The following is a 24,041-nucleotide window of genomic DNA, read 5'->3' as shown; positions in this document are numbered from 1 at the left end:
GTTCCGAAGAGGTCACTTTCCGGGCCGACCTGGCGTAACGGTGTGCGCGAGGCGCCCACAACCGGAAGGATGGCCAGTCGGGAGGGAGCCGGACATGGACGAGAAGGAAACACTCCGGGTGGGCGCCGCCGTCCGCCGACAGCGCAGATCCCTGGGACTCACCCTGGCCGCGGTCGCCTCGCGCAGCGGTCTGTCCGTACCGTTCCTCAGCCAGATCGAGAACGAACGCGCCAGACCCAGCGCCCGGTCCCTGGACCGGGTCGCCGAAGCGCTGGAGACCACCCCCGCACGGCTGCGCGCCGCCGCGGACTCCGCCCGCGCGGTCGACGTCGTGCGCGGCGTGCCGGAGGACGGGGTGCACCGCGTGGTGCGCGGACGCCACCAGCTCAGCGCGCTGGAGTTCACCGGGGAACTCGACCTCGGGCGCGAGTTCCAGCACCGCAACGACGAGGTGATGTACGTCGCGGAGGGCGCCGCCGAGGTGGAGGCCGAGGGCCAGGCCTACCGGCTGGTCCAGGGCGACACGCTGTTCCTGTCCGGCGGGGTGCGCCACCGCTGGCGGGCCACCCTCCCCGGCACCCGGCTGCTGTGCGTCGCGGTCGCCGAACACATCGACGCCACGTCCGACCCCCGGCGCTGACCGCGCCCGGGGGCCGGAGGCCGGCAGGCTTCCTCAGGCGGTACGGGCCGCCACCGCGGCGGCCCCCTTGGGCGCCGCGAGCAGCGCCCCGCTGACCAGTCCGCGCACCGTGCGCACCCCGGCCACCGCCCAGGCCGACACCAGCAGCACGTACAGCGCGACCGCCAGCCAGGTGTACGCGCTCAGCCCGGTGTGCCGGGCCAGACCGGCGGCGCCCGTCACACACGTACCGACGGGGAACGTGAAGCCCCACCACGTCATCGAGAACGTCATCCCGCCCCGCACGGCCCGGACCACCAGGGCGACGGCCAGGGCCAGCCACAGCAGGGCGAACCCCATCACCGGCACCCCGTACAGCACGGCGAACGCCCCCAGCGCGGAGGCGTACGCCCCCGGGACCGCGTCCGGCGCCACATCGGCCAGCGCGTTGACCGCCGTCGTCGACTGGCCCAGCGGACCGAGCACCAGGAACAGGGTCGGAGTCAGCGCGAGCGGCAGCGGGCCGCGGTGCACCAGCCGGCCGAAGACGAGCGGCAGCATCACCAGGGTCGCCAGCAGGCTCAGCCCGAACATCGCGTAGCAGCCCAGCAGCAGCGCCTCCCGGCCCTGGCCCGCGGGCAGTTCCGGCACCAGCAGCGGGCCGAGCGCGGCCGACACCATCGGGGCCACCACCGGCAGCAGCCACACCGGGGACGCCGTGCCCGGCTCCGGCCGGTGGCGCACGATCATCAGGTACGGGACCGCCACCGCGGCGGCCAGTCCGGTCAGCGTGCCCGCCGTGTACAGGACCACGTTCAGCGCGAGCGCCGCCGGATGGCCGATGACGTCCTTGCCCACGACCATGCCGGAGCCCCCGACGGCCAGCAGCGCCATCGAGAGGCAGCCGTAGAACGGCGCGACGGCCGGGTCCAGGAGGTGGGCGCGCGCCTGGTCGCGGTGGGCCGCCCAGTGCCCGGCGCGCGCCGTCAGCACGGCGGCGAGCAGCAGCGCGGAGAGCAGCCACACCGCCGTGCAGGCACCCCGCAGTCCGGGGACGTGCACGGGCAGCGCGACGCCCGCGCTCGCCACGATCGAGGTGCCCATGACCGTCGCGTACCAGTTGGGGCCGAAGTGCCGCAGCGTGGGCCGCCGGTCCGTGCCGGCGTGCGGGGTATATGTGCGGGTCTGCGGAAAGATGGCCATGCCACGATTCTCCGGGGCCGGGCAGGGCCCCACCAGGGAGTGCTGCTCTATGAGGTCATAAGGTGGGCTTATGACCAGCGAACCGTCCGCCCCCCTGTCCCACCGGGTGCCCGACCTCGGCGCGCTGGAGCTGCTCCTCGCCGTCGCCCGGCACGGCAGCCTCGGCCGGGCCGCCCGCGATGTCGGCATCACCCAGCCCGCCGCCAGCAGCCGCATCCGTTCCATGGAACGGCAGCTCGGCCTCGCCCTGCTCGACCGCTCGCCCCGGGGCTCCCGGCTCACCGACTCGGGCGCGCTGGTCACCGACTGGGCGCGCCGGGTCGTGGAGTCCGCCGAGGCGTTCGACGCGGGCGCCCAGGCGCTGCGGGACCGCCGTGACTCCCGGCTGCGGGTCGCCGCGTCCATGACCATCGCCGAATACCTGCTGCCGGGCTGGCTGATCGCCCTGCGCGCCGAACGGCCCGGCACCGCGGTCTCGCTGCTCGCCGGGAACTCCGCGGTGGTCGCCGAGCGGCTGCTGACCGGTGACGCCGACCTCGGCTTCGTCGAGGGCCTGTCCGTCCCGGAAGGGCTCGACGGCACCGTCATCGCCCACGACCGCCTGGTCGTCGTGGTCGCCCCCTCGCACGCCTGGGCCCGCCGCCGCACCCCGCTGACCCCGCGCGAACTGGCCGCGACCCCGCTGATCCTGCGCGAACACGGCTCCGGCACCCGCCAGGTCCTGGACGCCGCGCTCGCCGCGCACGGCCCGCTCGCCCCGCCGCTCCTGGAGCTGTCGTCGACCACCTCCGTGAAGGGCGCGGCGGAGAGCGGCGCGGGCCCCTGCGTCCTGAGCGAACTCGCGCTCGGCGAGGAGCTGTCGGCCCGCCGCCTGGTCAAGGTCCCCATCGCCGGGGTCCGGCTGCGGCGCCAGCTGCGCGCGGTGTGGCCGGCGGGCCACCGGCCCACGGGCCCGGCCCGCGACCTGCTCTCGCTGACCCGGTCGGAACCCTCCGGGGGCATGGCTTAGGGCCGGACCGGCGGATCTTCGCGGAGCAGCCCGCGAACATCCGCCGGACCGGCCCCAAACCGGTGGCCCGCCGGGCGGCCCGACGAGAAGAATGGGCCGATGACCGCCACCGCACCGCCCGCCCGGGGCGTCCGCCACCACTGGGCCGACCTGCCCGCCGCCGTCCGCCGCGGCGTCGAGGACATCCTCGGCGCGCCCGTCGTGGAGGCCCGCACCCAGCACGGCGGCTTCTCGCCCGGGGTCGCCGCCCGGGTCCGGCTCGCGAACGGCGGCCGGGCCTTCGTCAAGGCCGTGAGCGCCGACGTGAACGCCGACAGCCCGGACATGCACCGTGCCGAGATCCGCCTCACGGCGGCCCTGCCGGCGCACGCCCCGGTGCCCCGGCTGCTCGGCTCGTACGACGACGGCACCTGCGTCGCGCTCGTGCTCCAGGACATCGAGGGCCGCCAGCCCCGCGTCCCCTGGAGCCGCAACGAGCTGGACCGGGTCCTTGAGGCCCTCCAGGATCTGGCCGGCGTCCTCACCCCCGCCCCGGCCGGGGCGCCGGTCGCCGACGGGGGCAAGTCCACGATGTTCACCGGCTGGCGGACCCTGTGCGCCGCGGGCGACACGACGGGCCTGGACCCGTGGGCGGCCCGCCGGCTCGGCGTCCTGGCGGAACTGGAGTCGGGCTGGGCACGGGCCGCCGAAGGGGACACCCTCGTCCACGGCGACCTGCGCGCCGACAACATCCTGCTCACCGAGGACCGGGTCGTCTTCGTCGACTGGCCGCACGCGGTGCGCGCCCGGCCCTGGTTCGACCTGCTGGCGATGCTCCCCTGCGTGGCGGCCCAGGGCTTCGCCTCCGGGCAGGCCCCGGACCCGGAGGCCCTGTTCACCGCCCACCCGCTCGGCCGGGACGCGGACCCCGGCGCGGTCACCGCCGTACTCGCCGCCATGGCCGGTTACTTCGCGCAGCACGCGCTGCGCCCCGCCCCGCCGGGCCTGCCGACGCTCCGGGCCTTCCAGGCGGCCCAGGGCGCCGCCGCCCTGGACTGGCTACGCCGACGGCTGGGCGAGCGGGCCGGGTAGCTCCGTCGCGGGAGCCCCCGCCCCCGTCGCGGTGTCCACCGCCCTCGTCGCGGCGTCCACCAGCCCCCGCAGCACGCGGAGGTCGTCGCCCGCCTCCGGATGCCACTGCACCCCCAGGACCCAGCGGGAACCCGGCAGTTCCACCGCCTCCACCGTGCCGTCCGCCGCGTACGCCGAGACCACCAGGCCGGTGCCGATCCGGTCGACGGCCTGGTGGTGGTACGCGGGGACGGCACACACGTCCGGCACCAGCGACGCGTACCGGGTGCCCGGCACCGGAGTCACCGGATGCGAACCGAACACGCCCGTCGCCCCGTCGGGGCCCGCGTGCCCGTCCAGATGCTGTGTCAGGGTGCCGCCGCACACCACGTTCAGCAACTGCATCCCCCGGCAGATCCCCAGCAACGGCGTCCCGGCGTCCAGCGCCGCACCGATCAGCGCCGCCTCCCAGGCGTCACGCTCCGGCGCCGGCGGCCCGGTCCGCGGATCGCGCCCGGCCCCGTACCGCGCGGGCTCCACATCCGGCCCGCCCGCCACCACCACCGCGTCGAGCCGCGCCACCGCCTCCGCCGCGGCGTCCGGCGAGTCCGGCGGGAGCAGCGCGGCCAGACCGCCCGCCTCCCGCACCATCCGCGCGTACCCGGCGGGCAGCAGCGCGGCGGGCAGGTCCCACACGCCCCAGCGCACCGAAGTCTCCAGATAGGTGCTGATCCCGATCAGCGGACGGTTCACCGGACTCCTCCTCGCACGGAGCGTCCCCCGCACGGCGCGCGGAACACCCGGCACCGTACCCACAACCCCCGCCCTGCCCATAGATTTGGACCGCCTGCCGGCCCGTGAGGAGAGGACCCGTCCGTGTCCGACCGAACACCCCCGCTCGCCCTCGGAGACCTGCGCCGCCTCGTGCACAGCGGCGAGATCGACACCGTGGTCCTGGCCTTCCCCGACATGCAGGGGCGGCTCCAGGGCAAACGCTTCGCCGCCCCCTTCTTCCTCGACGAGGTCGTGCGGCACGGCACCGAGGGCTGCGCCTATCTCCTCGCCGTCGACACCGACATGAACACCGTCGACGGCTACGCCATGTCCTCCTGGGACAACGGCTACGGAGACTTCGCGATGCGCCCCGACCTCGGCACCCTGCGCCGGGTCCCCTGGCACGAGGGCACCGCCATGGTCCTCGCCGACCTCGCCTGGGCCGACGGCTCGCCCGTCACCGCCGCGCCCCGGCAGATCCTGCGCCGCCAGCTCGAACGCCTGGCCGAGCACGGTTACACGGCGCACGCCGGCACCGAACTCGAGTTCATCGTCTTCAAGGACACCTACGAACAGGCCTGGGACCGCGGCTACCGCGATCTGACCCCGGTCAACCAGTACAACGTCGACTACTCCGTCCTCGGCACCGGCCGCGTCGAGCCGCTGCTGCGCCGCATCCGCAACGAGATGGCGGGCGCCGGCCTCGCCGTCGAGTCCGCCAAGGGCGAGTGCAACCCCGGCCAGCACGAGATCGTGTTCCGCTACGACGAGGCCCTGGTCACCTGCGACCAGCACGCCGTCTACAAGACAGGCGCCAAGGAGATCGCCGCCCAGGAAGGCTTCGCCCTCACCTTCATGGCCAAGTTCAACGAGCGCGAGGGCAACTCCTGCCACATCCACCTCTCGCTCCGCTCCACCACCGACCCCGGCCGGTCCGCCATGGCCGACGAGGACGGCGCCATGTCCCCGGTGATGCGGCACTTCCTGGCCGGCCAGCTCGCCGCCCTGCGCGACCTCAGCCTCCTCTTCGCGCCGAACATCAACTCCTACAAGCGGCTGCGCCCCGGCTCCTTCGCCCCGACCGCCGTCGCCTGGGGCCACGACAACCGGACCTGCGCGCTGCGCGTCGTCGGCCACGGCCACTCGCTGCGCTTCGAGAACCGGCTCCCCGGCGGCGACGTCAACCCCTACCTGGCCGTCGCCGCCCTCGTCGCCGCCGGCCTCCACGGCATTGAGCACAAGCTCGAACTCCCCGACCCCTGCGAGGGCAACGCCTACACCGCCGCCTACGAGCAGGTCCCCGCCACCCTGCGCGAGGCCGCCGCGCTCTGGGAGGCCAGCGAGATCGCCCGCGAGGCCTTCGGCGAGGACGTCGTGGCGCACTACCGCACCATGGCCCGCGTCGAACTGGACGCCTTCGACGCGGCGGTGACCGACTGGGAGCTGCGCCGCTCCTTCGAACGCCTCTGACGCCCGCGTGACCCCGGCACCGCTCCTTCGAACGCCTGTGAGGCCCGCGTGATCCACGAGCACCACGTCCTGAACCCGGCGACCGGGGAGGTCGTGGCCACCGTCCCGGCCACCACCCCGGCCGGCGTGCACACCGCCATCACCCGCGCCGTCGCCGCCCAGCGCACCTGGGCCGCGCTCGCCCCCGCCGACCGGGCCCGGCTGCTGCGCCGCTTCGCCGCCGCCGTCGACTCCCGCACCGAGGAGCTGGCCCGTCTGGAGGTCACGGAGGCCGGACACACCATCAACAACGCCCGCTGGGAGGCGGGCAACGTCCGCGACCTGCTCGACTTCGCCGCCGGGGGAGTGGAACGGCTCAGCGGCCGGCAGATCCCCGTCCCCGGCGGCATCGACCTCACCCTCCTGGAACCCCTCGGCGTCGTCGGCGTGATCGCACCCTGGAACTTCCCCCTGCCCATCGCCGCCTGGGGCACCGCCCCCGCCCTCGCCGCCGGCAACGCCGTCGTCCTCAAACCCGCCGAGACCACCCCGCTGACCGCCCTCAGGCTCGCCGAGATCGCCCTGGAGGCGGGCCTGCCCGAACACCTCTTCCAGGTCCTGCCCGGCGCGGGCGACGAGGCCGGCAACGCCCTGGTCGAACACCCCGGCGTCGCCAAGATCGTCTTCACCGGCTCCACCCGCACCGGCAAGCGGATCATGGCCAAGTGCGCCGAGAGTCTGAAGCGGTTCACCCTCGAACTCGGCGGCAAGAGCCCCAACATCGTCTTCGCCGACGCCGACATCGAGGCCGCGGCCGCCGCCGCACCCCTCTCCTTCCTGGACAACGCGGGCCAGGACTGCTGCGCCCGCACCCGCATCCTCGTACAGCGCTCCGCGTACGACCGCTTCCTGGAACTCCTCGCCCCCGCCGTCGCGTCGGTCGTCGTCGGCGACCCCGCCGACGAGAAGACCCGGATGGGCCCGCTCATCTCCCGTACCCAGCTGGAACGGGTACGCGGCTACGTCCCCGAGGGCGCCGCCGCGATCCGGGGAAGCGCCCCCGAGGGGCCCGGTTTCTGGTTCCCGCCGACCGTCCTCACCGACACCCCCGCCGACGCTCCCGTCGCCACCGACGAGGTCTTCGGGCCCGTCGCCGTCGTGCTGCCCTTCGAGGACGAGGCGGACGCCGTGCGGCTCGCCAACGCCACCGAGTACGGCCTCGCCGGCTCGCTCTGGACGCGGGACGTGGGGCGCGCGCTGCGCGTCGCCCAGGCCGTCAGGGCGGGCAACCTCTCCGTCAACTCGCATGCCGCGGTGCGCTACTGGACCCCGTTCGGCGGGTTCAAGCAGTCCGGCATCGGCCGCGAACTCGGGCCCGACGCCCTCGCCGCCTTCACCGAGACCAAGAACGTCTTCCTCAGTACGGAGGCCTGAACCCCCATGACCACGGACCACTCGATCGTCTGCCGCCGCCTCGTCGGCCGCACCGCCGTCATCACCGGCGCCGGCAGCGGCATCGGCCTGGCCACCGCCCACCGGCTCGCCTCCGAAGGGGCCCACGTCGTCTGCGGCGACATCGACGCGGCGGCCGGCGAGGCGGCGGCCGAAGCGGTCGGCGGCACCTTCGTACGCGTCGACGTGACCGACCCCGGACAGGTCGCGGAGCTGTTCCGGACCGCCGACGACACCTACGGATCGGTCGACATCGCGTTCAACAACGCCGGCATCTCGCCGCCCGACGACGACTCGATCCTCACCACAGGACTGGAGGCGTGGCAACGCGTCCAGGACGTCAACCTCACCTCCGTCTACCTCTGCTGCAAGGCGGCCCTGCCCTACATGCGCCGCCAGGGCCGCGGCTCCATCATCAACACCGCCTCCTTCGTGGCCCGGATGGGCGCCGCGACCTCCCAGATCTCGTACACCGCCTCCAAGGGCGGGGTGCTGGCGATGACCCGCGAACTGGGCGTCCAGTTCGCCCGCGAGGGCATCCGCGTCAACGCGCTGTGCCCCGGACCCGTCAACACCCCGCTGCTCCAGGAGCTGTTCGCGAAGGACCCGGAGCGCGCGGCCCGCCGGCTGGTGCACATCCCGCTCGGCCGCTTCGCCGAGGCGACCGAGATCGCCGCCGCCGTCGCGTTCCTGGCGAGCGACGACTCCTCGTTCGTCAACGCCACCGACTTCCTGGTCGACGGCGGCATCTCCGGCGCCTACGTCACACCCCTGTAGCCGGGTCCCCGCCGGGCATCGCCTCTTCTAGAGTGGGGCGATGAGCAACGCGACCCCGCCCGGCTGGTATCCGGACACGTCCGCGCCCGGCAGCGAACGCTGGTGGGACGGGACGGCCTGGACCGCCCACATCCGCGCCGTCGCACCTGCCGCCGCCCCCGCCCCGCCGTACGCCGCGCACCAGCCGGCCGCCCCGGCGGGCGGCAGGGGCGGCGGCAGCGCACGAGCCGTCGCGCTCGTGGCGGCCGGTGCGCTCGTCGTCGGCGCCTTCGTGACCGGGGCCGTCCTGCTCACCGGCAACGGCGGCGACGAGGACCCCGCGAGCCCGCAGGCCCACTCCACGCGCACACCCACCCGGACCGGCACGGACGACGCGGCCCCCGGCGGCGAAAGCCCTTCCCCGGCCGGCTCGCCGTCGGCGCAGGACCCCACGGTGCTCGTGGACCAGCTCAACGGCATCACCCTGCCCATCCCCGACGGCTGGGAGCGGCCGGAGCGCGCCATCGGGGACGGCCTCCTCAGCATCCGCACCAAGGGCTCCTACGACTGCCCGGGGGCCTCCTCGTCCTTCTGCTACCACGGAACGGTCAGCACCCGGACCCCGAGCGGCACCGACGCCACCACACCGCAGGCGCTGGCCAAGGAGGACATCGGCGAGGCCGCCGACCGCGCCTACGAGGAGGACTACGTCGGCCGGCGCATCCACGGCGGCATCACCTCGCACCGGCAGATCGCCGCGGGCGAGGTCGCCGTGGCCGGCCGCACCGGCTACTTCATCCGCTGGAAGGTCACCACCGCCAAGGGCCCCGGCGGCTACGTACAGTCGCTCGCCTTCCCCTCGGCCGTCGGCAGCGAGTCGCCCGTCATCGTCCGGTACGCCTTCGACGCCGGCCCCGACGGACCGCCGCTCACGCTCATGGACACCCTCACCCGGGGCATCCGGCCGATCGGCGACAGCGCGACCGACGGCGGCGTCGGCAGCGCGATCGAACGGTAGAACGCGCCTCAGAGGAACGTGCGGCCCTCGCCCCGGTACGTCGGCACGGTCGCCGTCACCCGGTCGCCCTCGATCAGCCGCAACGTGTCGAACCGCTCGCACAGCTCACCGGCCTTCGCGTGCCGGAACCACACCTTGTCGCCGATCAGCAGATCGTCGGCCGGGGCGCCCAGCAGCGGGGTCTGCACCTCGCCGGGCCCCTCCTGCGGGTCGTAGCGCAGCCCCTCCGGCAGATACGGGACCGGCAGCCGGTCCGCCCCTGCCGCCCCCGACGCCGGGTAGCCGCCCCCGAGCACCGTCACCACGCCGACCCCGGGCCGGCGCACCACGGGCTGCGCGAACAGCGCCGCCGGGCGCGCGGTGAACGAGGTGTAGTTGTCGAACAGGCGCGGCACGTAGAGGCCCGAACCGGCAGCGATCTCCGTCACGGCGTCCTCCGCCGCGGTGTGCTGCACGCTGCCGGTACCGCCGCCGTTCACGAACTCCAGGTCCGGCGCCACGGCCCGCACCGCCCGCACCACCTCGGCCCGCCGGACCGCCAGCTCCCTGCGGGCCGTCGCCTGCATGAGCCGGATCGCCCGGGACCGCAGCGGCCGGCCCGCGACCGAGTCACCGACCCCCGCGATGTGCCCCTCGTACGCCATCAGCCCCACCAGCCGGAAGCCGGGCCGCCGCTCCACGGACCTGGCCAGCTCGGCCAGCTGGGCGGGGGAGCGCAGCGGCGAGCGCAGGGCCCCGATCCTGACCCGGCCGCCCAGCATCCGCAGCGAGGTGTCCAGCTCCAGGCAGACCCGGATCTCCTGGGTGCCGCCCGCCCGCGCCGCGTCGATCAGGTCCAGCTGGGCGTGGTCGTCCACCATCACCGTCACGGCGGCGGCGAGCTTCGGGTCGGCGGCCAGCTCCGCGTACGCCGGCCGGTCGGCGGAGGGATACGCGAGCAGCACGTCCTCGAACCCGGCGCGCGCCAGCCACAGCGACTCCGCGAGCGTGAACGACATGATCCCGGCGAACCCGGGCCGGGCCAGCACCCGTTCCAGTAGGGCCCGGCAGCGCACCGACTTGCTCGCCACGCGGATGGGCTTGCCGCCGGCGCGGCGCACGAGGTCGTCGGCGTTGGCGTCGAACGCCTCCAGATCGACGACGGCCACGGGCGCGTCGAGATGTGCGGTGGCCCGGTCGTAGCGGGTCCGGTCAGTGGCACGGGCAGTCATGGCCGCAGCTTGCCAGACGGTTGTACCGCTGGGTAAGGGCTGTCCCGTAATCCCTGGTGGATCAGCACGCGGCGTCGGGCGCGGTGCGCCGCGAGGCGGAAGGCCGTCCGCATACCGGATGTATCCGGGTGTTCCGGCCACACGGCGAGCGGCCGCAGCCGGCGTCGTACGCCCGCCAGGGATTACGGGACAGCCCCGAGGGGGACGATCCGCGCAGATCGTCCGGTGCCGGGCCGCCCGCTCCCACCTGGGGCGCCGCAGCCCGTAGAGTGACGCCCACACGGCGAGCGGCGTCCCGTCCGGCCAAGGCGGGGTCCGCGCGCGGTACGGAACGGACCAGGGGGGCGGATGAGTACCGAGGCGCAGCGCGCTCCCGTCCCGCCCCGCCCGACCACCCCGCCGCGTCCCGCGAGCCCGCCGCCCCCGGCCCCGTACTTCCCCCCGACCTGGTATCCGGGCACGAGTGCCCCACCGCCCCCGACGGCCCCGCCGCTCCCCGGAAAGCCCCCCGCGCACTTCCGGCGTCCGTACCGGACCGTGGCCGCCGGCGTCTGCGCCGTGCTCGGTCTCGGACTGATCGGCGGAGCCGCCACCGGCAGCTGGCTCATCAGCGACTCCACCGCCGACCCGGTCGCCCGCAGCGCCTACACCGTGGGCCGCGACGCCTGGCACAGCATCCCCGTGGACACCCTCTTCCCCCGCACCCTCAAGGGGAACGGCGCCGGGCCCGGCGGGGCCGACCGGGTCTGGACCAGGCTCGCCGTCGCCCCGGACAGCGGCTGCGCCACCGCACTGGACCCCCTGCTGGCCAAGACGCTCCGCCCGGCCGGCTGCGCGCACGTGCTGCGCGCCACCTACACGGACGCGACGGCCAGCAGCGTCACCACCGTCGGGCTCGTCTTCACCGAGGGCGACACCGACGCGATGCGCGCCCTGAGCACCCGGTTCGCCGACGAGCACCTCGACCGGCGCGCCGACCTGCTGCCCCGCACCTACCCCGTGGACAACAGCCCCGCCGCCGCGTTCGGCAACCGGCAGCGCGCCAGCTGGTCCGTGCGGGTGCTGAGCGAGCTGCCCGTCGTCGTCTACGCCGTGTCCGGGTTCGCCGACGGGCGCGTGACCGCCTCGCCCCAGCCCGCCGACCGGGCCATGGCGTCGGGCGCCACGACCGCCGCCGCGCAGGCCGGACTCGGCCACGAGGCCAAGGGCATGGCCGACCGCGTCGAGCGCGTCCTGCGCACCAAGATCGCCGACCTCACGGAGAAGCCGGAATGACCCGCCGCGCCCGCCGCCGCTTCCTGGGCGCCCTCTGCGCGGCCACCGCCTTCGCGCTGCTGCCCGCCACCCCGGCCGCCGCGGACACCATCCGGGCCCAGCAGTGGGGCCTGGACGCCCTGCACACCGACCGGGCCTGGCAGACCACCCGCGGCAAGGGCGTCACCGTCGCCGTCGTCGACACCGGGGTCGACGGAAGCCTGCCCGACCTGGCGGGCCAGGTCCTGGCCGGCAAGGACATGATCGGCTTCGGCGCGGTCCGCGGCGACAAGGCCTGGGCCCGGCACGGCACCGCCATGGCCGGGATCATCGCGGGCCGGGGCCACGGCGAGGGCCGCGCCGACGGTGTGCTCGGCATCGCCCCCGAGGCGAGGATCCTGCCGGTGCGCGTCATCCTCGAAGCGAGCGACCCGGCCCGCGCCGAGGCCCGCAGGACCCGGGGCACGGCACTCGCCGACGGCATCCGCTGGGCCGCCGACCACGGGGCCGACGTCATCAACCTCTCCCTGGGTGACGACAGCGAGTCCGCACACCCCGAGCCCGGCGAGGACGCAGCCGTCCAGTACGCGCTGAAGAAGGGCGCCGTCGTCGTCGCCTCGGCCGGCAACGGGGGAGAGAAGGGCGACCACATCTCGTACCCCGCCGCCTACCCCGGAGTGATCGCGGCCGCCGCCGTGGACCGGTACGGCACCCACGCCTCGTTCTCCACCCGCCGCTGGTACGCCACCGTGAGCGCACCCGGCGACGACATCGTCGTACCGGCCCCCGACCGCAAGTACTACGTGGAGTGGGGCACCTCGGCGGCCGCCGCGTTCGTCTCCGGGGCGGTGGCCCTCGTCAGGTCCGCCCACCCCGGGCTCTCGCCCGCGCAGATCAGGAAGCTCCTCACGGACACCGCGCGCGACGCCCCCGCCTCCGGCCGCGACGACGCGCGCGGCTACGGGATCGTCGACCCGGCCGCGGCCATCGAGGCGGGCGCCGCCCTGCGCCCCGCCGACGCGGGCGCCGACACCGCCGGCTACCGCAAGCGGTACTTCGGCACCGGACCCACGCCCGAGCCCGAGGACGACGGACCGGCCGGCTGGCTCGCCCCGGCGGCCGGCGGCCTGGGGGTGCTCCTGCTCGCGGGAGCCGTGGTGCTGTGGCGCGGGCGCGACGGCCGCTCCCCGTTCGCCCGGCGCCGCTGACCCCGCCCGCCCTCACCGCGCGGCCTTCAGCACCTCCACGGCCGCCTTCGCCGCTGACTCGACCAGCGAGATGCCCGACTCCTTGGTCTGCCCGCCGTCACAGAGCACCGCCACCAAGTAGGTGTGCCCGTCCGCCGTCACCCGGCCGATGCTGTTGACGTTCCACAGCCCGGTGGCGGAACGCGGCATCCAGCCGTTCTTCAGCGCCCAGCTCTCGCCCGCGGCCGACACGCCCCACTGCTGGTCGGCCTCCACCTGGGACATCAGCCCCCGCACATAGGCCCGGGACGTCGCGCCGAGCTCCGCGTCCGCCTCCGTACCGAACACCGCCCCCAGCAGCGTCAGCTGGTCGGCCGCCGTGGTCCTGGTCAGCCCCCACGCCTGCGCGGCGGTCGTGGCCGTCAGCCCCAGCCGCTCGTTCGCGGCGTCGAGCCCGGCCGCCCCGCCGACCGCCGCCAGCAGCGCGGTCGCCGAGTCGTTGTCGCTCTTCTCGATCATCGCGGCCGCCCGCGCGCGCTCGTCCGCGGTCAGCTCGCGCCCCTCGTCCTGCGCCCGCAGCAGCAGCGCCGCCAGGATGTCCACCTTGACGATGCTCGCCGTGTCGTACGCCGCCTTCCCGCCCCCGTACACCGCGCGCGCCCCGCCCCCGCTGTCCAGCACCGCGACCGAGAGCGCCGCCCCGGGCGCCGTGCCCAGCAGCGGTGCGACGGCCCCGGCCAGCTCCGCGTCCAGATCCACCACCGGCTCCTCACTCGACTCCGCGGACGCCGGCGACGAGGCCGGCGACGCCGACGATACGGAGGCGACGGCGGCCGGCGCCCGGTCCGGCGAGCGCCCCACGAGGTACGTGCCCGTCGCGGCCGACGCGGCCAGCATGACGGCGGCCGCCAGGGAGACGGGCGGAACGGATCGGCGCACGCGGTGTCGGGGCATGGTCCGGACGCTAGGAACCGAGGCTGAGAACGGGCTGGGCCCCACCTGTCGGCAGGATGAGAACGACCAGGCACTACGCTCGCCCTGTGGAGCAGAAGAACATTCCGGACCCCGGTTACTCCGACGACGACGGCACGGCCGACCCCGCACTGGCCGGGGCGCTGGCCGCCTGGGCCGAGGACCGCACCGCCGTCGAACCGGTGCTCGAAGCGCTACGGGGGGCCCGGCTCCTGGTCCCCGTCGTGGCCGTGCTCGGCGAGGTGGAGGAGGACGAGAGGGGCCTGCGCCGGGAGAAGACCAGCGACATGGCCGTCCCGACCCTCCAGGCCGGCGGCCGCCGCGCGCTGCCCGCCTTCACCTCCACCGCCTCGCTGGCCCGCTGGGACCCGCAGGCCCGGCCCGTCGCCGTACCCCTGCACCAGGCGCTCCGGGCCGCCGCGCACGAGAAGGCCGACACGGTGGTGCTCGACCTCGCGGGCCCGGTGGCCTTCGAGCTGACAGGACCGGCCCTGCTCGCCCTCGCCGAGGGCCGCACCAGCGCGAACCCGCTGGACGACCCCGCCGTCACCGCCGCCGTACGGGACGCGGTCGCCGCCGAACCCGCCGTGCTCAGCGCCCACCTCGGGCCGGGCAGCGCGGACGGCACCCTCGCCCTGGTCCTCGCGGCGGGCACCGACCCCGCCGAGGCGGCGGCCCGCGTCGCCCGTGCCCTGGCGGCCGACGAGGTGCTGCGCGCCCGGCTGGTGCGGGGCTTGGACCTCGCGCTTCTCCCGGCCGGAGCGCACACGCCCGGTGAGGCCCTGTTCACGCGCTGATCACCCGTACGGCTCAGCGCGCGCGACACCGCGACCGGCCGGAGAATTGCGAAGAAAAGGGACGATCTTCGCGAGGTGGTTGTATGCAGACGCGGACAGCCGTGTCGGAGTTTCTCGGCACCCTGCTGCTGGTCTTCTTCGCCGTGGGAGCGGCGGTGCTGTGCGTCGAGTACATCGGGACCGTGGGCATCGCCCTGGCCTTCGGTTTCGTACTCCTCGCGCTCGCCTACGCCCTCGGTCCGATCTCCGGATGCCATCTCAACCCGGCGGTCACCCTGGGCATGCTGACCGCCCGGCGGATCGACGTGCGCACCGCGGTCACGTACTGGATCGCGCAGTTCCTCGGCGGTATCGCCGGGGCGGCGCTGCTGTTCCTGCTGGCCAAGCAGGTGCCGGGGCTGAAGACCAGCGGAAAGTTCGGCAGCAACGGCTACGGCAGCCGCTCCGACGTGCACATCAACCTCGGCGGCGCCTTCCTCGCCGAGATCGTGCTCACCTTCCTGCTGGTCTTCGTGGTCCTCGCGGTGACCCACAAGGTGGCGGTCGTGGGCTTCGACGGACTGCCCATCGGGATCTCCCTCGCGGTGATCCACCTGGTCGGTATCCCGCTCACCGGCACCTCGGTCAACCCGGCCCGCAGCCTGGGCCCGGCCCTGTTCGCGGGTGGCGCCGCCCTCTCCCAGCTGTGGCTGTTCATCGTGGCCCCGCTGGTCGGCGGCCTGCTCGCGGCGCTCGCCCACCGGCTGACCCACCCCTCGATGCGCGGCGGGGAGGCCACCGCCGAGGCGACCGCCGAGGTCTGACCCGCGCCCGCGACGCGATGAGCCCCCTGCCGGAAGGACCGGCAGGGGGCTCATTCGGGTACGTACGGAGGAAGGGGCGGGCGGCGCTCAGCCGAAGACCGGGCCGGTGTACTTCTCGCCCGGCCCCTTGCCCGGCTCGTCCGGGACGAGCGAGGCCTCGCGGAAGGCCAGCTGGAGGGACTTCAGGCCGTCACGCAGCGGAGCAGCGTGGAAGGAGCTGATCTCGGTGGTGCTCGCGTCCAGCAGTCCGGCCAGCGCGTGGACCAGCTTGCGGGCCTCGTCCAGGTCCTTGTGGTCGTCGCCGTCCTCGGTCAGCCCGAGCTTCACGGCGGCGGCGCTCATCAGGTTGACCGCGACCGTCACGATCACCTCGACGGCGGGCACCTCCGCGATGTCGCGGGCCATCTCGTCGAAGCCGGGGGAATCACTGCTGGGGGTCGCGTCACTCATGCGCCTTACGATAGGCCCACGGCGCCGGCCCTCCGCCCGCGGGAGCGGGTGTGTGGGCCGGTTGGTGCGGGCCCCGCCGAGCTGCTAACCTTGTGTAACGACCGGCTGGGCAGCTATGTGCCCGGCCCACAAGTGGAGGCTCCGATCTCCCACCTGGCCGTCCTCAGGGCGGCGGGTCACCGGTCAGGTGGTGCCCATCGTTCCGTACGGACGATGGAACCGCCCGATGCGCCCCGCGGTTCACCGTGGCGGTGTTCCGGTTTGCCAGGAGCCCCGCCTGTGTCCCGTCCGGGGCATTTTTCTTGCTCCGATGCGGTTGGTCCGTCGAAACAGACGTTACGCGGCTGTCCGCCAGGCGGCCGCGTGGTGCTACCGAGGAGGATCCATCAGCGCCGAGCCCCGCATCAACGACCGGATTCGCGTGCCCGAGGTGCGACTTGTCGGTCCCAGTGGCGAGCAGGTCGGGATTGTTCCGCTTGCCAAGGCCCTGGAACTCGCACAGGAGTACGACCTCGACCTGGTCGAGGTGGCGGCTACCGCCCGTCCGCCCGTGTGCAAGCTCATGGACTACGGGAAGTTCAAGTACGAGTCGGCCATGAAGGCCCGTGAGGCGCGCAAGAACCAGGCGCACACGGTCATCAAGGAAATGAAGCTCCGGCCGAAGATCGACCCGCACGACTATGACACCAAGAAGGGTCACGTCGTCCGGTTCCTCAAGCAGGGCGACAAGGTCAAGATCACGATCATGTTCCGTGGTCGCGAGCAGTCCCGCCCCGAGCTGGGCTTCCGGCTGCTCCAGCGTCTCGCTTCGGACGTGGAGGAACTCGGCTTCATCGAGTCCAACCCGAAGCAGGACGGCCGGAACATGATCATGGTTCTGGGCCCGCACAAGAAGAAGACCGAAGCCATGGCCGAGGCCCGCGAGGCCCAGGCCGCCCGCAAGGCGGAGCGCCAGGGGAACAACACCCCCGACGCCGGGCCCGCGGACCAGGCGCCCGAGGCTCCGGCCGAGGCGCCCGAGGCTCCGGCCGAGGCGCCCGAGGCCGAGACACCTTCCGAGGCGTGACCTTCGGGGGCCGCCATCCAGGCGCCCCCCGGGTCCCCCCGGAATCCCATGAAGATCTGACGCCCCTGAGGTCCGGTGCCCCGCACCGAGAGGGGCGCCACTGACGAGGAGAGAACGGCGCGATGCCGAAGAACAAGACGCACAGCGGTGCCAGCAAGCGCTTCAAGATCACCGGCTCCGGCAAGGTGCTCCGCGAGAGGGCCGGCAAGCGCCACCTTCTTGAGCACAAGTCGTCCAAGAAGACCCGCTCGCTGACCGGCACGGTCGTCGTGGCTCCGGCCGACGCCAAGAAGATCAAGAAGCTTCTCGGCAAGTGAGGCCGCCGTCCCCGCCCAGTCCGGGGACGCGCCCTCGATCCGACCGGGACCAATTCGTTTCCGGGCCGTGTGAGTACGACCACGGCCCCGCTACAAGGAGTTAACAAGTGGCACGCGTCAAGCGGGCAGTCAACGCACACAAGAAGCGCCGGGCGATCCTGGAGCAGGCCAGCGGCTACCGCGGACAGCGCTCGCGCCTGTACCGCAAGGCCAAGGAGCAGGTCACCCACTCCCTGGTCTACAACTACAACGACCGCAAGAAGCGCAAGGGCGACTTCCGTCAGCTGTGGATCCAGCGCATCAACGCCGCTGCCCGCCAGAACGGCATGACGTACAACCGCCTCATCCAGGGTCTGAAGGCCGCCAACGTCGAGGTGGACCGCAAGATCCTGGCCGAGCTCGCGGTCAACGACGCCAACGCGTTCGCCGCCCTCGTCGAGGTCGCCCAGAAGGCCCTCCCGAGCGACGTCAACGCCCCGAAGGCCGCCTGATCCAGGCCGCACTTCTCGGTTTCCGAACCGGACCCGCAGGCGCTCGCCGTCTGCGGGTCCGGTGCGTTGCACGCCCCGTCACCACCTGTCACGACCCGCACCCTCGTACGCAGAGAGGCTCGCCGCCGATCATGGGCATCCCTGAACTGATCTCCCCGCGTTCGCCACGGGTCGCCGCCGCCCGGCGGCTGGCCAGGCGCAACTTCCGCGGCAAGGAGCGCAGGTTCATCGCCGAGGGGCCGCAGGCCGTGCGTGAGGCCGCCGTCCACCGGGGCGACGACGGCGAGCCGACCCTGACCGAACTCTTCGCCACCGTCGAGGCCGCCGAGCGCTACGCGCCCATCATCGAAGCCGCCCACGACGCGGGCGCCCGCGTCCACCTCGCCGACGGCGACGTCCTGGCCGACGTCTCCCAGACCGTCACCCCGCAGGGGCTGATCGGGGTCTGCCGCTTCCTCGACTCGCCCTTCGAATCGATCCTCGCCGCCCGGCCCAAGCTGGTCGCCGTCCTGGCCCACGTCCGCGACCCCGGCAACGCCGGCACGGTGCTGCGCTGCGCCGACGCCGCGGGAGCCGACGCGGTCGTCCTGACCGACGCCTCCGTCGACCTGTACAACCCCAAGTCGGTCCGTGCCTCGGTCGGTTCGCTCTTCCACCTGCCGGTCGCCGTGGGCGTGCCCGTCGAGCAGGCGGTACGGGGGCTGCGCGCGGCGGGCGTGCGCATCCTGGCCGCCGACGGCGCCGGAGCGGACGACCTGGACGACGAACTCGACGCCGGCACGATGGGCGGGCCCACCGCCTGGGTCTTCGGCAACGAGGCGTGGGGCCTGCCCGAGGAGACCCGCGCCCTGGCCGACGCCGTCGTGCGGGTCCCGATCCACGGCAAGGCCGAGAGCCTCAACCTCGCCACCGCCGCCGCGGTCTGCCTGTACGCCTCCGCGCGCGCCCAGCGCCCCCGCCGCACGGCCGGCTGACCCCGCCACGCACCCCTGTCCCCAGCGGAGAGTCCCCGCAGGGTGTCGCTCCGTCACCGACGACTAGTAGGGTGACGAACTCGGGGGCCCACTGCACCGGTTCGAGAGGTGGGGTACGGGATATGGCTGTCGGCATGAGCGGGCCGCGGGCGACACGCACGGCCGTCGTGCGCGCCGCCGGTGAGCCGGACGGCGTGACCGTCGCGGGCACCGGCCCCGGCGGACAGGCGCTGGACCCCGACGACCTCCCCGACGGGCTGGTCGTCGCGGACGAGACCGGCCGGATCATCTGCTTCAACGCCGCCGCCGTCCGCATCACCGCCGTCCCCAGGGCCGCCGCCCTCGGCCGCCCGGTGGAGCACGCACTGCCGCTGGAGGACCTCAAGGGCCGCCGCTGGTGGGAGCTGACCGACCCCTACGGCGGCCTCGCCACCCGCGTCGGCCAGCCCGAGCGCAACCTCCTGCTGCCCGGCGGCCGCGAGGTCCTCGTCTCCGCCCGCTACGTACGCGAGAGCCCCACCGGACCGGTGAGCCGGCTGGTGATCAGCCTGCGCGGCACCGAGGCCCGGCGCCGTACCGAGCGCAGCGACGCCGAGCTGATCGCGACCGTCGCCCACGAACTGCGCTCGCCGCTGACCTCGGTCAAGGGTTTCACCGCGACCCTCCTGGCCAAATGGGAGCGGTTCACGGACGCCCAGAAGCGCCTGATGCTGGAGACCGTCTACGCGGACGCCAACCGGGTCACCCGGCTCATCACCGAGCTCCTGGACATCTCCCGGATCGACTCGGGCCGCCTGGAGCTGCGGCGCCAGCCCGTGGACCTCTCCGCAGCCGTCGAGCGCCACGTCCGGGCGCACACGGCGGCCGGCCAGGACCCGGGCCGCTTCCTCGTCCGCACCTGCCAGCCGCTGCCCGCCGTGTGGGCCGACCCCGACAAGGTCGACCAGGTCCTCGGCAACCTGCTGGAAAACGCGGTGCGCCACGGCGAGGGAACTGTCACCATCGACGTGGCACCCGCACCGGCGAAGAGCGACGAGAGGGGAGCGGCCGTCACCGTGAGCGACGAAGGTCCCGGCATCCCCGAGGAGTCCATGAGCCGTGTCTTCACCCGGTTCTGGCGGGGGAGCAAGCGCGGCGGCACGGGCCTCGGCCTCTACATCGTCAAGGGCATCGTCGAGGCCCACGGCGGCACCATCACGGTCGGCCGCGGCCCCGGAGGCGGCGCCGAGTTCCGATTTATGCTGCCCGTGAGCACGCCGGCCTACATGCAGTAGCGGGCCCGAGCGGCCCACGGGCGCCCCGCACATCTCGTGACCCTTAGACTCGACCCTTGGCACCTTTGTGCCCTCCTGGCGTCGAGCGGGGCCACGGGGGCCCGGGGGTATCCCCCGGTAAGCGCAGTACCAGCCAATCGGAAGTACGGGAAGAGATGTCGGCACCGAACAAGTCGTACGACCCAGTCGAGGTCGAGGCACTGAAACCGGAAGAGATCGAGCGCATGCGGGACGAGGCGTTCGCCGCCTTCGCCGCCGCGGGCGACCTCGACGCGCTCGCCCAGGCGAAGACCGCGCACACCGGCGGCACCTCGCCCCTCTCGCTCGCCAACCGCGAGATCGGCGCGCTGCCCCCGCAGGCCAAGGCCGAGGCCGGCAAGCGCGTCGGCCAGGCCCGCGGTGCCGTGGGCAAGGCCCTCGCCGCCCGCCAGGCGGAGCTGGAGGCCGAGCGGGACGCCCGCGTCCTGGTCGAGGAGGCGGTGGACGTCACCCTGCCCTACGACCGCACCCCGGCCGGCGCCCGCCACCCGCTGACGACCTTCATGGAGCGCGTCGCCGACGTCTTCGTGGCCATGGGCTACGAGATCGCCGAGGGCCCCGAGGCCGAGGCCGAGTGGTTCAACTTCGACGCCCTGAACTTCGTGCCCGACCACCCGGCCCGGCAGATGCAGGACACCTTCTTCGTCCAGGGCGCCGACGGCGCGAAGAACGACGAGTCCGGTGTCGTCCTGCGTACCCACACCTCGCCGGTCCAGGCCCGCACGCTGCTCGACCGCGAGCCCCCCGTCTACGTCGTCTGCCCCGGCCGCGTCTACCGCACCGACGAGCTGGACGCCACGCACACCCCGGTCTTCCACCAGATCGAGCTGCTGGCCGTGGACGAGGGCCTCACCATGGCCGACCTGAAGGGCACCCTCGACCACATGGTCCAGGCGCTCTTCGGCGCCGACATGAAGACCCGGCTGCGCCCGAACTTCTTCCCGTTCACCGAGCCGTCCGCCGAGATGGACATGGTCTGCTACGTCTGCCGCGGCGCGTCCGTCGGCAACCCGGACCGCCCCTGCCGCACCTGCGGCAGCGAGGGCTGGATCGAGCTGGGCGGCTGCGGCATGGTCAACCCCAAGGTGCTCACCGCCTGCGGCGTCGACCCCCGGAAGTACAGCGGATTCGCCTTCGGGTTCGGCATCGAACGGATGCTGATGTTCCGCCACAACGTAGAAGACATGCGAGACATGGTCGAGGGTGACGTCCGGTTCACCCGGCCCTTCGGGATGGAGATCTGATGCGCGTCCCGCTTTCCTGGCTGCGGGAGTACGTCGACCTGCCGGCCACCGAGACCGGCCGTGACGTACAGGCCAAGCTCGTCGCCGTCGGCCTGGAGGTCGAGACGGTCGAGCAGATCGGCGCCGGCCTCACCGGCCCGCTGGTCGTCGGACAGGTGCTGACCATCGAGGAGCTGGAGGGCTTCAAGAAGCCGATCCGCTTCTGCACGGTGGACGTCGGCACGGCCAACGGCACCGGCGAGCCGCAGGAGATCGTCTGCGGAGCCCGTAACTTCGCCGTCGGCGACAAGGTCGTCGTGGTCCTGCCCGGCGCCGTGCTGCCCGGCGACTTCGCGATCGCCGCCCGCAAGACGTACGGCAAGACCTCGCACGGCATGATCTGCTCCACCGACGAGCTCGGCATGGGCGACGACGGTACGCACGGCATCATCGTGCTGCCGCCGGAGCACGAGGCCGGCACCGACGCCATCGAGCTGCTCGAACTCGTGGACGAGGTCCTCGACATCGCCGTCACGCCCGACCGCGGCTACTGCCTGTCGATGCGGGGCGTCGCCCGCGAGACCGCCACCGCCTACGGCCTGCCGCTGCGCGACCCGGCTCTCCTGGACGTGCCCGCGCCCAACGCGTACGGCTACCCGGTCGAGGTCTCCGACCCGATCGGCTGCTCCCGCTTCACCGCGCGCACCGTCGTCGGACTCCAGCCCGAGGCCCGTACCCCGATCTGGATGCGGCGCCGGCTCCAGAAGGCGGGCATGCGGCCGATCTCGCTCGCCGTCGACGTCACCAACTACGTGATGCTCGAACTCGGCCAGCCGCTGCACGCCTACGACCGCACCCGCATCGACGGGCCGATCGGGGTGCGCCGCGCCGAGCAGGGCGAGAAGCTCACCACGCTCGACGACGCGGTCCGCGTCCTGGACGCCGGGGACCTCGTCATCACGGACAACCGCGGCCCCATCGGCCTCGCGGGCGTCATGGGCGGCGCCGACACGGAGATCGCGGACGCCGCCGAGGGCGCGCACACCGCCGAGGTCGTCATCGAGGCCGCGCACTTCGACGCGATCTCGATCGCCCGCACCGCGCGCCGCCACAAGCTGCCCTCCGAGGCGTCCAAGCGCTTCGAGCGCGGCGTCGACCCGCAGGCCGCCGCCGCTGCCGCGCAGCGCACCGTCGACCTGCTGGTGCTCCTGGCCGGCGGCACGGCCGAGGCGGGTGTCACCGAGGTGACCGCCCCCTCCGCGCCCCGCACCATCACGATGCCCGCCGACCACCCCGACAAGGTCGCCGGTGTCACCTACGGCCGCGAGACCGTCGTGCGCCGCCTCCAGGAGGTCGGCTGCGACGTCTACGGGCAGGACGAGCTCTTCGTCACGACCCCGTCCTGGCGGCCCGACCTGAACGAGCCGAACGACCTCGCCGAAGAGGTCATCCGGCTGGAGGGCTACGAGAACCTCCCCTCCACCCTCCCGACGCCGCCCTCCGGCCGCGGGCTCACCGACCGCCAGCGGCTGCACCGCCGCGTCGGCCGGGCGCTCGCGGGCGCGGGCTACGTCGAGGCGCTGAACTACCCGTTCACCGGCGAGGCGGTCCTCGACCAGCTCGGTCTGGAGGCGGACGACGACCGCCGCCGCACCGTCGAGCTGGTCAACCCGATCTCCGACGAGGAGCCCTCGCTGCGCACCACGCTGCTGCCGGGCCTCCTCGGCGCGCTGCGGCGCAACGACGGCCGCGGCAGCCACGACCTCGCGCTCTTCGAGACCGGTCTGGTCTTCAGGCCGTCGGGGCAGGAGACCAAGCCCGTCCGGCTGCCCGTCGACCGGCGCCCGTCGGACGAGGAGATCGCCTCGCTCGACGCCGCGCTGCCGCGCCAGCCGCGCCACGCCGCCGTAGTCCTCGCGGGCGCCCGCGAGCAGGCCGGCTGGTGGGGCAAGGGCCGCCCCGCCGACTGGGCGGACTCCGTCGAGGCGGCGCGCACCGTCGCCCGCGAGGCCGGTGTCGAGGTCAGCGTCCGCGCCGACCGGCACGCCCCCTGGCACCCGGGCCGCTGCGCCGCGCTGTATGTGACGGTCGCCGGCGAGGAGACCCTGTTCGGACACGCGGGCGAGCTGCACCCGCGCGTCATCAAGGAGCTCCACCTGCCCGAGCGCACCTGCGCCATGGAGGTCGACCTCGACGTCCTGGAGCAGGCCGTGGACGGCGTCCTGCGAGCCCCGCGGATCTCCACCTTCCCGGTGGCCACCCAGGACGTCGCGCTGGTCGTCGGCCAGGACGTGCCCGCCGCCGACGTGGAGCGGGCGCTGCGCGCGGGAGCGGGTGAACTCCTGGAGTCGCTGCGGCTGTTCGACGTCTTCACGGGCGAGCAGATCGGCGAGGGGCGCAAGTCCCTGGCGTACGCGCTGCGGTTCCGTGCCGGCGACCGCACGCTGACGGTCGACGAGGCGAGTGCCGCCCGGGACGCGGCGGTGGCGCTGGCCGCCGAGCGTACGGGCGCGGTGCTGCGCGGCGCGTAGCCGCTCCGCACGATGAGGAGGGGCGTATCCGGGAGACCGGATACGCCCCTCCTGTGTCTCGCAGGTCCTCTCCGCCGCGGAGTGTCGGGCAGGCCGGCGGGGGACTGTGCGGGGGGCGGTCG

General features: G+C 73.9%; 23 protein-coding genes. 18 read left to right on the top strand and 5 right to left on the bottom strand.

The features are described from left to right. Window positions 1–94 precede the first annotated feature (94 nt). Window positions 95–640, top strand: a complete 546-nt coding sequence (locus tag P8A18_RS05055; protein WP_018556176.1) for a helix-turn-helix transcriptional regulator — start codon at window positions 95–97, stop codon at window positions 638–640. Between the two features lie 33 nt (window positions 641–673). On the opposite strand, the gene P8A18_RS05050 is transcribed toward P8A18_RS05055, so the two are convergent. After that, the gene (locus tag P8A18_RS05050; protein ID WP_306052099.1) at window positions 674–1,822 is read right to left on the bottom strand and encodes a TDT family transporter; all 1,149 of its coding nucleotides are present in this window, start codon (window positions 1,820–1,822) and stop codon (window positions 674–676) included. 70 nt (window positions 1,823–1,892) lie between these two features. Between P8A18_RS05050 and P8A18_RS05045 the strand changes: the two genes are divergently transcribed. Together P8A18_RS05045 and P8A18_RS05040 are read left to right on the top strand one after the other, a co-directional pair. Next, window positions 1,893–2,831 (top strand): LysR family transcriptional regulator, encoded by a 939-nt coding sequence (locus P8A18_RS05045; protein ID WP_306052097.1) that lies wholly within the window; start codon window positions 1,893–1,895, stop codon window positions 2,829–2,831. A 99-nt stretch (window positions 2,832–2,930) separates the two neighbouring features. Then, window positions 2,931–3,902 (top strand): phosphotransferase, encoded by a 972-nt coding sequence (locus P8A18_RS05040; RefSeq protein WP_306052095.1) that lies wholly within the window; start codon window positions 2,931–2,933, stop codon window positions 3,900–3,902. Here P8A18_RS05040 and P8A18_RS05035 read toward each other — a convergent pair. Continuing rightward, on the bottom strand, window positions 3,870–4,634 hold the full coding sequence (locus tag P8A18_RS05035; RefSeq protein WP_306052093.1) for a gamma-glutamyl-gamma-aminobutyrate hydrolase family protein: 765 nt from the start codon (window positions 4,632–4,634) through the stop codon (window positions 3,870–3,872). The two genes, P8A18_RS05040 and P8A18_RS05035, sit on opposite strands and share 33 nt — an antisense overlap. 123 nt (window positions 4,635–4,757) lie before the next feature. Between P8A18_RS05035 and P8A18_RS05030 the strand changes: the two genes are divergently transcribed. From P8A18_RS05030 to P8A18_RS05015, 4 genes are read left to right on the top strand one after another with little or no spacing between them, the layout of a single operon-like run. Further along, window positions 4,758–6,125 (top strand): glutamine synthetase family protein, encoded by a 1,368-nt coding sequence (locus P8A18_RS05030; RefSeq protein WP_306052091.1) that lies wholly within the window; start codon window positions 4,758–4,760, stop codon window positions 6,123–6,125. 48 nt (window positions 6,126–6,173) lie between these two features. Continuing rightward, window positions 6,174–7,538, top strand: coding sequence for an aldehyde dehydrogenase family protein (locus P8A18_RS05025; protein ID WP_306052088.1), 1,365 nt, complete (start codon window positions 6,174–6,176; stop codon window positions 7,536–7,538). Between the two features lie 6 nt (window positions 7,539–7,544). After that, window positions 7,545–8,333, top strand: coding sequence for a 3-oxoacyl-ACP reductase (locus P8A18_RS05020; RefSeq protein WP_306052086.1), 789 nt, complete (start codon window positions 7,545–7,547; stop codon window positions 8,331–8,333). A 40-nt stretch (window positions 8,334–8,373) separates the two neighbouring features. Beyond that, window positions 8,374–9,330, top strand: coding sequence for a DUF2510 domain-containing protein (locus tag P8A18_RS05015; protein ID WP_306052084.1), 957 nt, complete (start codon window positions 8,374–8,376; stop codon window positions 9,328–9,330). Between the two features lie 8 nt (window positions 9,331–9,338). Here P8A18_RS05015 and P8A18_RS05010 read toward each other — a convergent pair whose 3' ends face one another. Continuing rightward, complete coding sequence (locus P8A18_RS05010) at window positions 9,339–10,541, bottom strand: amino acid deaminase/aldolase (RefSeq protein ID WP_306052082.1); 1,203 nt, start codon at window positions 10,539–10,541, stop codon at window positions 9,339–9,341. A 537-nt stretch (window positions 10,542–11,078) separates the two neighbouring features. On the opposite strand from P8A18_RS05010, the gene P8A18_RS05005 reads away from it, so the two are divergent. Together P8A18_RS05005 and mycP are read left to right on the top strand one after the other, a co-directional pair. Beyond that, window positions 11,079–11,816 carry a hypothetical protein gene (locus P8A18_RS05005; protein ID WP_371933639.1) on the top strand — a complete coding sequence of 246 codons (738 nt, stop codon included), beginning with the start codon at window positions 11,079–11,081 and terminating at the stop codon, window positions 11,814–11,816. Beyond that, entirely contained in the window at window positions 11,813–13,003 is a 1,191-nt protein-coding gene (gene mycP, locus P8A18_RS05000) for a type VII secretion-associated serine protease mycosin (protein ID WP_306052078.1), read from the top strand. Before P8A18_RS05005 ends, mycP begins: the two co-directional genes overlap by 4 nt. Window positions 13,004–13,015: 12 nt before the next feature. Here mycP and P8A18_RS04995 read toward each other — a convergent pair whose 3' ends face one another. After that, window positions 13,016–13,936 (bottom strand): serine hydrolase, encoded by a 921-nt coding sequence (locus P8A18_RS04995; protein WP_306052076.1) that lies wholly within the window; start codon window positions 13,934–13,936, stop codon window positions 13,016–13,018. A gap of 86 nt (window positions 13,937–14,022) precedes the next feature. On the opposite strand from P8A18_RS04995, the gene P8A18_RS04990 reads away from it, so the two are divergent. Both P8A18_RS04990 and P8A18_RS04985 read left to right on the top strand, forming a co-directional pair. Continuing rightward, window positions 14,023–14,751, top strand: a complete 729-nt coding sequence (locus P8A18_RS04990) for an SseB family protein (protein ID WP_306052074.1) — start codon at window positions 14,023–14,025, stop codon at window positions 14,749–14,751. Window positions 14,752–14,834: 83 nt separating this feature from the next. After that, on the top strand, window positions 14,835–15,554 hold the full coding sequence (locus P8A18_RS04985) for an MIP family channel protein (RefSeq protein WP_306052072.1): 720 nt from the start codon (window positions 14,835–14,837) through the stop codon (window positions 15,552–15,554). A gap of 87 nt (window positions 15,555–15,641) precedes the next feature. Here the strand turns inward: P8A18_RS04985 and P8A18_RS04980 are convergent, their stop codons facing one another. Further along, the gene (locus P8A18_RS04980; RefSeq protein ID WP_306052070.1) at window positions 15,642–16,004 is read right to left on the bottom strand and encodes a DUF1844 domain-containing protein; all 363 of its coding nucleotides are present in this window, start codon (window positions 16,002–16,004) and stop codon (window positions 15,642–15,644) included. Between the two features lie 310 nt (window positions 16,005–16,314). On the opposite strand from P8A18_RS04980, the gene infC reads away from it, so the two are divergent. The 7 genes from infC (at window position 16,315) to pheT (ending at window position 23,919) form a co-directional block, all read left to right on the top strand. Next, a complete protein-coding gene (gene infC, locus P8A18_RS04975) occupies window positions 16,315–17,070 on the top strand; it encodes a translation initiation factor IF-3 (protein ID WP_306052068.1) in 756 nt (251 codons plus the stop codon). 122 nt (window positions 17,071–17,192) lie between these two features. Continuing rightward, window positions 17,193–17,387: a 50S ribosomal protein L35 gene (rpmI, locus tag P8A18_RS04970; RefSeq protein ID WP_003970213.1), complete on the top strand. Its 195-nt coding sequence runs from the start codon at window positions 17,193–17,195 to the stop codon at window positions 17,385–17,387. A 107-nt stretch (window positions 17,388–17,494) separates the two neighbouring features. Next, window positions 17,495–17,878, top strand: coding sequence for a 50S ribosomal protein L20 (gene rplT / locus P8A18_RS04965; RefSeq protein ID WP_143625552.1), 384 nt, complete (start codon window positions 17,495–17,497; stop codon window positions 17,876–17,878). Window positions 17,879–18,009: 131 nt separating this feature from the next. Next, window positions 18,010–18,852 (top strand): TrmH family RNA methyltransferase, encoded by an 843-nt coding sequence (locus P8A18_RS04960; protein WP_306052058.1) that lies wholly within the window; start codon window positions 18,010–18,012, stop codon window positions 18,850–18,852. Between the two features lie 122 nt (window positions 18,853–18,974). After that, complete coding sequence (locus P8A18_RS04955; protein WP_306052056.1) at window positions 18,975–20,126, top strand: sensor histidine kinase; 1,152 nt, start codon at window positions 18,975–18,977, stop codon at window positions 20,124–20,126. 155 nt (window positions 20,127–20,281) lie between these two features. After that, window positions 20,282–21,409, top strand: coding sequence for a phenylalanine--tRNA ligase subunit alpha (gene pheS / locus P8A18_RS04950; protein ID WP_018556195.1), 1,128 nt, complete (start codon window positions 20,282–20,284; stop codon window positions 21,407–21,409). Beyond that, window positions 21,409–23,919 (top strand): phenylalanine--tRNA ligase subunit beta, encoded by a 2,511-nt coding sequence (pheT, locus tag P8A18_RS04945; RefSeq protein WP_306052052.1) that lies wholly within the window; start codon window positions 21,409–21,411, stop codon window positions 23,917–23,919. The genes pheS and pheT overlap by 1 nt, the downstream gene beginning before the upstream one ends. The last annotated feature ends 122 nt before the right edge of the window (window positions 23,920–24,041 follow it).

Source organism: Streptomyces sp. Mut1, from assembly GCF_030719295.1.
Lineage (GTDB): Bacteria > Actinomycetota > Actinomycetes > Streptomycetales > Streptomycetaceae > Streptomyces > Streptomyces castrisilvae.
Note: the sequence above shows the minus strand (reverse complement) of the source record. Positions and strands in the feature narration are given on the sequence as shown.

Coding starts and splice junctions, on each gene's coding strand:
- P8A18_RS05055 (WP_018556176.1), top strand. CDS start 95: ATGGACGAGAAGGAAACACTCCGGGTGGGCGCCGCCGTCCGCCGACAG.
- P8A18_RS05050 (WP_306052099.1), bottom strand. CDS start 1,822: ATGGCCATCTTTCCGCAGACCCGCACATATACCCCGCACGCCGGCACG.
- P8A18_RS05045 (WP_306052097.1), top strand. CDS start 1,893: ATGACCAGCGAACCGTCCGCCCCCCTGTCCCACCGGGTGCCCGACCTC.
- P8A18_RS05040 (WP_306052095.1), top strand. CDS start 2,931: ATGACCGCCACCGCACCGCCCGCCCGGGGCGTCCGCCACCACTGGGCC.
- P8A18_RS05020 (WP_306052086.1), top strand. CDS start 7,545: ATGACCACGGACCACTCGATCGTCTGCCGCCGCCTCGTCGGCCGCACC.
- P8A18_RS05015 (WP_306052084.1), top strand. CDS start 8,374: ATGAGCAACGCGACCCCGCCCGGCTGGTATCCGGACACGTCCGCGCCC.
- P8A18_RS05010 (WP_306052082.1), bottom strand. CDS start 10,541: ATGACTGCCCGTGCCACTGACCGGACCCGCTACGACCGGGCCACCGCA.
- mycP (WP_306052078.1), top strand. CDS start 11,813: ATGACCCGCCGCGCCCGCCGCCGCTTCCTGGGCGCCCTCTGCGCGGCC.
- P8A18_RS04995 (WP_306052076.1), bottom strand. CDS start 13,936: ATGCCCCGACACCGCGTGCGCCGATCCGTTCCGCCCGTCTCCCTGGCG.
- P8A18_RS04985 (WP_306052072.1), top strand. CDS start 14,835: ATGCAGACGCGGACAGCCGTGTCGGAGTTTCTCGGCACCCTGCTGCTG.
- P8A18_RS04980 (WP_306052070.1), bottom strand. CDS start 16,004: ATGAGTGACGCGACCCCCAGCAGTGATTCCCCCGGCTTCGACGAGATG.
- infC (WP_306052068.1), top strand. CDS start 16,315: ATGCGGTTGGTCCGTCGAAACAGACGTTACGCGGCTGTCCGCCAGGCG.
- rpmI (WP_003970213.1), top strand. CDS start 17,193: ATGCCGAAGAACAAGACGCACAGCGGTGCCAGCAAGCGCTTCAAGATC.
- P8A18_RS04960 (WP_306052058.1), top strand. CDS start 18,010: ATGGGCATCCCTGAACTGATCTCCCCGCGTTCGCCACGGGTCGCCGCC.
- P8A18_RS04955 (WP_306052056.1), top strand. CDS start 18,975: ATGGCTGTCGGCATGAGCGGGCCGCGGGCGACACGCACGGCCGTCGTG.
- pheS (WP_018556195.1), top strand. CDS start 20,282: ATGTCGGCACCGAACAAGTCGTACGACCCAGTCGAGGTCGAGGCACTG.
- pheT (WP_306052052.1), top strand. CDS start 21,409: ATGCGCGTCCCGCTTTCCTGGCTGCGGGAGTACGTCGACCTGCCGGCC.